Origin of the sequence: Aquibium carbonis, assembly GCF_003970795.1 — a bacterium.
Classification (GTDB): Bacteria; Pseudomonadota; Alphaproteobacteria; order Rhizobiales; family Rhizobiaceae; genus Aquibium; species Aquibium carbonis.
Genome location: NZ_RWKW01000179.1, coordinates 1 through 919, shown reverse-complemented (window position 1 = coordinate 919; position 919 = coordinate 1). Strand labels below are relative to the sequence as shown.

Genomic DNA, 919 nt, shown 5'->3' with positions numbered 1-919 from the left:
GCGCCCTCTCGGAACTCTGGTCCCACTGCGCGCTCGCCAGGAAAGTCGCCTGAGGGCGGCACAGCGGGGACGAGCATGGACACCATGACGATGGCCGCGATCGCAGGGACCAGGCTTCTCGATACTGACGAGAAAGCCAGAGTGCCGGTCGGCGAGGAAGAAATCATCATCGCGATCGGCGAAGATGGCGCCTTCATGCCGGTCGGAAAGCTGGAGGCCCACCAGCGCGCGCTCCGGCACGTCGCGGTGTCGATCTTCGTCTTCGCCGGCGATCGGCTGCTGATCCAGCGCCGGGCCTTCGGTAAATATCATTCCGGCGGACAATGGGCCAACACCTGTTGCACCCATCCTCGATGGGGGGAGGCACCGGCTACCTGCGCGCGGCGCCGACTCGGCGAAGAGCTCGGTTTCACGCTGCCGCTGACGGCGCGTGGCGTGGTCGACTACCGCGCCAACGTCGGCAATGGCATGGTCGAGAACGAGCATGTCCATGTCTTCGAGGCCAATCTATCCGCCTCGGCTGCCTTCGGCCCCGGCGCCCTACCGCTCGATCGGTTCGATCCGAGCGAGGTGCAATCCGTCGCATGGCGCGACCGTGGGTGGCTGCGATCCGCGATCGATCGGAACGCGGGCGATTTCACGCCCTGGTTCCGGATCTACCTCGACCGCTGGACGGAACTCGGCCTGTCGTCTCGCGACTGACCCGAAGCTTCCGGTGCGCTTGGCAGGTTGGCGCTCGTCATCCGGGCCGCCTTGCTGCGTCACGATTAGTTTCCATCAAACCGTCTTGCTATTCGGGGCAGGCCCGTGTGGTGGCCCCACCATTCTTGCGCCATCTCCCTAGCTGTCGTTGCTATGGAGGTTGTCCGTGAGTTTTGAGATTGGGGGCCTTCCGCCAAGAGCGGCGTGGGGTCTGGTT

1 protein-coding gene is annotated in these 919 nt (G+C 64.9%); it reads left to right on the top strand.

Going from position 1 to position 919, the window contains the following annotated elements:
* The first annotated feature begins 75 nt into the window (after window positions 1–75).
* Window positions 76–702, top strand: a complete 627-nt coding sequence (locus tag EJC49_RS25440) for an isopentenyl-diphosphate Delta-isomerase (RefSeq protein WP_245453564.1) — start codon at window positions 76–78, stop codon at window positions 700–702.
* Window positions 703–919: the final 217 nt, after the last annotated feature.